The organism is Rossellomorea sp. QJM3NY_18, from assembly GCF_056173145.1.
Window position 1 is genome coordinate 273692 of sequence record NZ_CM149659.1, and the last position, 6309, is coordinate 280000.

The 6309-nt window shown below is 41.2% G+C and carries 9 protein-coding genes (1 of these 9 running past the window's edge); 8 read left to right on the forward strand and 1 reads right to left on the reverse strand.

Translation table 11 applies throughout. From position 1 onward, the window contains the following. The first annotated feature begins 1 nt into the window (after position 1). The 7 genes from AC0VXY_RS01505 to AC0VXY_RS01535 all read left to right on the forward strand — a co-directional run bounded on the left by AC0VXY_RS01505 (position 2) and on the right by AC0VXY_RS01535 (position 5937). Complete coding sequence (locus tag AC0VXY_RS01505) at positions 2 to 403, forward strand: anti-sigma regulatory factor (protein ID WP_435993992.1); 402 nt, start codon at positions 2 to 4, stop codon at positions 401 to 403. 10 nt (positions 404 to 413) lie between these two features. Further along, positions 414 to 1424, forward strand: a complete 1011-nt coding sequence (locus AC0VXY_RS01510) for a PP2C family protein-serine/threonine phosphatase (RefSeq protein WP_435993990.1) — start codon at positions 414 to 416, stop codon at positions 1422 to 1424. Between the two features lie 74 nt (positions 1425 to 1498). Continuing rightward, positions 1499 to 1831: an anti-sigma factor antagonist gene (locus tag AC0VXY_RS01515; RefSeq protein ID WP_435993988.1), complete on the forward strand. Its 333-nt coding sequence runs from the start codon at positions 1499 to 1501 to the stop codon at positions 1829 to 1831. Beyond that, positions 1831 to 2298 carry an anti-sigma B factor RsbW gene (rsbW, locus tag AC0VXY_RS01520; RefSeq protein ID WP_435994683.1) on the forward strand — a complete coding sequence of 156 codons (468 nt, stop codon included), beginning with the start codon at positions 1831 to 1833 and terminating at the stop codon, positions 2296 to 2298. Before AC0VXY_RS01515 ends, rsbW begins: the two co-directional genes overlap by 1 nt. Continuing rightward, positions 2276 to 3073 carry an RNA polymerase sigma factor SigB gene (sigB, locus tag AC0VXY_RS01525; RefSeq protein ID WP_435993986.1) on the forward strand — a complete coding sequence of 266 codons (798 nt, stop codon included), beginning with the start codon at positions 2276 to 2278 and terminating at the stop codon, positions 3071 to 3073. Before rsbW ends, sigB begins: the two co-directional genes overlap by 23 nt. Beyond that, positions 3073 to 3669, forward strand: coding sequence for a PP2C family serine/threonine-protein phosphatase (locus AC0VXY_RS01530; RefSeq protein ID WP_475526678.1), 597 nt, complete (start codon positions 3073 to 3075; stop codon positions 3667 to 3669). The genes sigB and AC0VXY_RS01530 overlap by 1 nt, the downstream gene beginning before the upstream one ends. A gap of 99 nt (positions 3670 to 3768) precedes the next feature. After that, positions 3769 to 5937 (forward strand): Tex family protein, encoded by a 2169-nt coding sequence (locus AC0VXY_RS01535; protein ID WP_475526679.1) that lies wholly within the window; start codon positions 3769 to 3771, stop codon positions 5935 to 5937. Positions 5938 to 6030: 93 nt separating this feature from the next. On the opposite strand, the gene cmpA is transcribed toward AC0VXY_RS01535, so the two are convergent. After that, positions 6031 to 6144, reverse strand: coding sequence for a cortex morphogenetic protein CmpA (gene cmpA, locus AC0VXY_RS01540; protein ID WP_094075192.1), 114 nt, complete (start codon positions 6142 to 6144; stop codon positions 6031 to 6033). Between the two features lie 144 nt (positions 6145 to 6288). Here cmpA and AC0VXY_RS01545 point away from each other — a divergent pair, with 144 nt between their 5' ends. Beyond that, positions 6289 to 6309: the 5' end (the start) of a SprT family protein gene (locus tag AC0VXY_RS01545; protein WP_475526681.1), read on the forward strand. The gene runs 450 nt beyond the window's last position; only the first 21 of its 471 coding nucleotides appear in the window; it begins with the start codon at positions 6289 to 6291; the stop codon falls past the right edge of the window.

The window sequence follows — 6309 nt, forward strand, 5'->3', positions numbered from 1 at the left end:
TATGGATAGCCAATCCTGCGTGAAGATCACGAATGAATGGGACATCGTTGCTGCCCGCCAGTTAGGGAGGAATGTAGCGAAAGAGCTCGGATTCGGCACAGTTGACCAAGCTCGTATCACTACGGCTATCAGCGAATTAGCAAGGAACATCTATTTATATGCCGGCTATGGTCAAATTTGCATTGAAAAATTATTTGACGCCGGAAAAAAGGGCGTGGGCATCATCGCCTTGGATGAAGGCCCTGGTATTGCCGATATCAGAAAAGTAATGGAAGATGGATATTCCACATCAGGCGGATTAGGAGCAGGTTTGCCTGGAGTTAAGCGTTTAATGGACGAATTTAACGTCGAATCTGTACCAGGTGAAGGAACAGATATAAGGGCGACCAAGTGGCTCCGCTAGGGGGAGTTATATGAATTTCAGAGAATTGATGGATTCAAAATATAGAGAGATTATTGAGCACTATTTAAACGACCAAGATGAGAAAGCTCTTTATTTGGGACAGAAATTCAGTCGCAAATCAATTGAGCACCACGTATCACCGGAAGAAATCATCAGTCTCCATAAGAATGTCATCCTGGAGATGGAACCAGACATACCGCACCAGGTGCTGCATTCTTTCGATATTCTTTTGGAAGTCATGATAGGTTATGGTTTTGCCTATCGTGAACATCAAAGCTTGAGAACGAAACAACAGGAATTGAATAATGAAATAGATGTAGCATCCAATATGCAGCAAACTCTCCTTGGCACAGTTATTCCTTCAGTCGAAGGATTGGATATTGGAGCGGTGAGTGTCCCGGCAAAGAAGATGAACGGTGATTACTATCACTTTGTACAGGATGAAAATGACAGCGTAAGTGTGGCCATTGCGGACGTAATCGGGAAGGGTATACCAGCGGCACTTTGTATGTCCATGATCAAGTATGCAATGGACAGTTTACCAGAGTATCGCAATGAACCGAATGCTGTATTGGAAAGCTTGAACAGGGTAGTCGAACAAAACGTGGACGCCAGTATGTTCATTACCATGTTCTACGGAGTGTATAATTCTGAGAAACATCTGTTTTCATACTCATCAGCTGGGCATGAACCCGGCTTTTTTTATAGAGCGTCAACCAATGAATATGAGGACCTTGATGCCAAGGGCCTTCTATTAGGGGTCGATAAAAAAGCGAAGTACAGACAATATGAAAGACGTGTGGAAGTGGGGGATATGATTATTCTCCTTTCCGATGGAGTAACAGAATGCCGCACAGAAGAAGGTTTCCTCGAGAGGGAGGATCTGGTGAAGTTGATCAGCCGGTATACACATCTTCCCACTCAGGAGATCATCAATAATGTGTATAAGCAACTAGAGAAGCTGCAGCACTTTGAGCTTAGGGACGATTTCACCTTAATCATCATAAAAAGAAATTCGTAATGTAGTTTATTTTTTCAAATATAGGGTAAATAAATAGAGACGTATTATAATGTTGCCAAAAAGGTGGTCTTTTTATGAACTTATCAATAGATATGAAAGAAAAAGAAAACGAGCTGCTAGTTAAAGTAGCCGGTGAAATTGATGCATATACAGCTCCAAAGCTTAAAGAAGCTCTTCAGCCATCTGCTGAATCTGATAATAAAGATATAACAGTCGATCTTTCAGAAGTATCATACATGGATAGTACGGGACTAGGCGTGTTCGTCGGTCTGTTTAAAACAGTTAAGGCCCGTGGTGGACAGCTTAATCTAATCGGACTATCTGACCGTTTGCAAAGATTGTTTGATATTACAGGTTTAGGGGATATTATGAATATCAATTCCAAAGTAGAAGGTGGAGTGGAATGATGCGAACTTTTGATTACATCGAGATGAAGATCCCCGCAAAGCCGGAATATGTCGGGGTCATTCGATTGACGCTTTCGGGAATTGCTAGTCGTATGGGATTTGACTATGATGCAATTGAGGATTTGAAGATTGCCACAAGTGAAGCGATCACTAATGCGGTTCAGCATGCGTATAAAGACAATGATGGAGAAGTCGTGGTCGGATTCGCGCTATACGAGGATCGCCTTGAAGTGATGGTGGCTGATCACGGTGAAAGTTTTGATTTCAAAGAAATCCGCAGTGCTGTTGGTCCTTATCATGCCGATCATTCCGTCGAGTTCTTAAGAGAAGGTGGGTTAGGTCTTTACCTTATTGAGAGTCTTATGGATGATGTAAAAGTGCATCACAAGGAGGGAGTGACAGTCTTTATGACTAAACTCCTATCAGGAGAGCAGGTGGAGAGGGATGAAAAAACTATCTCAACCTAACCAGCAGGCACAAAAAGAAAAAGTACTCAAGTGGATCAAGGATTATCAGGAAACCCAGGATGATGATGCACAGAGCCAGCTCATTTTACATTATCAGAATCTCGTTGAGTCCATTGCGAGGAAATATTCAAAGGGCAGGTCTTTCCATGAGGATATAATCCAGGTAGGGATGATTGGCCTGCTTGGTGCGATCAGAAGGTACGATGAATCGTTCGGCAGATCATTTGAAGCCTTCGCGATTCCAACTATTATCGGAGAGATCAAAAGGTTCCTCAGGGATAAAACGTGGAGTGTACATGTTCCCCGGAGAATTAAGGAACTGGGCCCTAAAATTAAATCGACGGTTGAAGAGTTAACAAATCAATTGGAACGCTCTCCACAGGTTCATGAGATTGCTGAGTACCTGGAAGTAAGTGAAGAAGAGGTACTGGAAGCGATGGAAATGGGTAGAAGTTATCAGGCTTTATCTGTGGATCACTCAATTGAGGCTGACTCAGAAGGAAGTACGGTTACGATACTGGATATCGTAGGAGATCAGGATGAAGGTTATGAAAAGGTGAACCAGCGACTTGTTCTGGAGAAAGTCCTTCATGTCCTTTCCGACAGGGAAAAAGCTATTATACAACACACTTATTTAGAAAACCTAAGCCAAAAAGAAGCTGGGGAAAAGCTCGGTATTTCACAAATGCATGTTTCCCGTTTGCAAAGAAGAGCGATCAAAAAGCTTCGGGAAGCCATTCAAGAAGAGATGGACGATTCGGAGAGTCATTATTAATGGCTTATCTTCAACAAAATGAAGTAGAGCTTTATGCAGAACAAGTATCGAAAAATGGGAATCCCTTTTGTGGTGATAGTTATTTCTATACTTCCACAAACGATTACTTTATCTGTGTCCTTGCCGATGGTTTAGGCAGTGGTAAGTATGCATATGAATCATCACATGCTGTCGTGGAGATTGTAGAAAGAAATCACCATGAAGATGTCGAGACTCTCATGAGTCTATGTAATGATGTCCTGCAGAACAAACGTGGAGCTGCCGTGGCGATTATTAAAGCATATTATCATTCCAAAGAATTTGTGTATAGCTGTGTAGGTAATATCCGTTTTTATATGTATGCACCAGAAGGTAAGATGACCTATCCTTTACCGGTCACAGGCTATCTCTCCGGACGGCCTCAAACGTATAAAACTCAACGTTTTCATTATGATACCAACTCAAGATTTCTCATTCATTCAGATGGATTGAGCATTTCCGGCGTAAAGAATATCCTTCAAAGATATCCGACCCTTCATGGGGCGCTGGGTGATATTCAATCATTAGTAGACGGCACAGCAGATGATACAACATATATCATTGGAAACTTACTCTAACAGGCTTAGGGTAAGTTTTTTTGTTTATAGGCCCTATTTCAATCCCAAAAGACAGATATGGTAAAATAAATAAGAATCCTATCAATGGAGGTAATACAATTGGCAGCAACATTAACAAATCAAGAACCATTACTTCATCAAGTATCAAAAGAATTGAATTTATCAATAAAGAATGTAAAAAACGTCATTTCACTTCTGGAGGAAGGGAATACCGTTCCTTTCATCGCACGTTATCGAAAAGAACAGACAGGCGCACTTGATGAAGTCCAGATTCGTAATATCATGGACAAATGGAATTATCTACAGAATCTAGAGCAGCGAAAAGAAGAAGTCATCCGTTTGATAGAAGAACAGGGGAAGTTAACGGAAGAATTAGCCCGGTCCATTCAAAAAGCGGATAAGCTGCAAATGGTGGAAGATTTATATCGTCCATATAAACAAAAAAGGCGTACCAAAGCAACCGTAGCAAAAGAAAAAGGCTTGGAGCCCTTGGCCGAATGGATTCTAACCTTTCCATTAAAAGGAGACCTTACAAGAGAAGCTTCAAACTATATCTCTGAAGAGAATGAAGTGACAACAGTTGAAGAAGCCCTGGGTGGAGCCCGGGACATCATTGCTGAATATATATCCGATGAAGCTTCTTACCGGGACTACATAAGAAAATATACATTCCGTAAAGGGTTAATTGAATCAAAGGTAAAAAAAGAAGAGTTAGACGAGAAAAAAGTGTTTGAAATGTATTACTCCTATCAGGAACCTATTCACAAAGTTGTCCCCCATCGTGTCCTGGCAATGAATAGAGGGGAAAAGGAAGACATTCTCAAAGTGAACATCCAGCCAGATACAGAGGGTATTCAAAACTATTTGGAAAAACAGGTCATTAAGAATATCCACTCTATTTCCGTGCCCCTTGTGAAAGAAGCAGTGGAGGATAGTTATAAAAGGCTCATACAGCCATCAGTAGAAAGAGAAATCCGCAATGAGTTAACTGACAAAGCTGAAGATCAAGCCATTCATATCTTCTCTGAAAACTTGCGTAAATTATTGCTCCAGCCTCCGATGAAAGGGAAGATGGTATTGGGTGTCGATCCTGCATTTCGGACTGGCTGTAAGCTTGCCGTCATTGATGAAACTGGGAAAACCCTCGATATCAATGTGATCTATCCACATACATCTCAATCTCAACGAAATAAGGCAGAGGACGCTTTTAAAACGATTTTGACAAAATATTCGATTGAGGTTGTTGCTATTGGAAATGGAACCGCATCGAGAGAAACCGAACAATTTGTTGTAGATATATTAAAAGAAGCAGTCGGGAATATTTCATATTTAATAGTCAACGAAGCGGGGGCAAGCGTATATTCCGCATCAGATGTGGCGAGAGAAGAGTTCCCGGACCTTCAAGTTGAAGAAAGAAGTGCTGTCTCCATTGCCCGGAGATTGCAGGATCCATTAGCTGAATTAGTGAAAATCGATCCTAAATCAGTAGGGGTCGGGCAATATCAACACGATGTTTCCCAAAAGAAGCTGAACGAGTCGCTAACTTTTGTAGTGGAAACGGCTGTAAACCAAGTGGGTGTGAATGTAAATACTGCATCCTCCTCCTTATTGCAATATGTAGCAGGACTTTCTAAAACAGTGGCCAACAATATCGTGAAAAAGCGGGAGGAAGAAGGGAAGTTTCATTCTAGGGCACAATTGAAAAAAATCCCAAGACTTGGCGCAAAAACGTTCGAACAATGTATCGGCTTCCTGAGGATAATGGATGGGAAAGAGGTGCTTGATAGGACGTCTATTCACCCGGAGAACTATAACGATGTAAAGAAGCTCCTTTCTAAAGTGGGGATGAGTGTAAATGACGTCGGTTCAGAAAAACTCAAGCAGTCTTTGGAACAATTGAATATAGATGAAGTCTGTGAAGAGTTGGAAATAGGGAAATTGACTCTGAAGGATATTATCGATTCACTCATTAGACCTGGTCGAGATCCGAGAGATGAGTTTCCTAAACCGTTACTGAAGAAAGATGTTCTGAAGCTTGAGGATCTATCTGAAGGAATGGAGTTACAAGGAACCGTGCGAAATGTAGTCGATTTTGGTGCCTTTATTGACATTGGTGTGAAACAAGATGGACTTGTCCATATCTCGAAGCTGAAAAATGGTTTCGTAAAGCATCCATTAGATGTGGTGTCAGTCGGGGATGTGGTGACCGTTTGGGTTGATAGTGTAGATATCCAAAAGGGCAGGGTCGCACTGACGATGGTTCCTTAAGAAATGGATAGGAGCTGACTGATGATAGGGAACTATCTGGAGGTCAGCTCTTTTTTATATACGATGAAATAACTTTAAAATAGAAAGTCATCATTAAGAGCAGTTTTTCTTTCTGTAAAAATTCCAACATTGATTAAGGAGTTTGATCTGGTATCGATCTTTCTCAAGATAAGCTTTCCTCAATTGATTGACAAGCCAATTTGGCATGGTTGAACCTCCTTATCCCTTTGAAAGTGCCGCTAAATAGAAAACGGTTTTTCCCCGGGTAGTTTGTCAGTTTAAAACAATAAGGTGATACCTAGTGTATGCTATAATGGGTTGTCATGTTCTAATTAAGAAAGAAGGATTTGTATGACAAATGCTGAGCTGCAG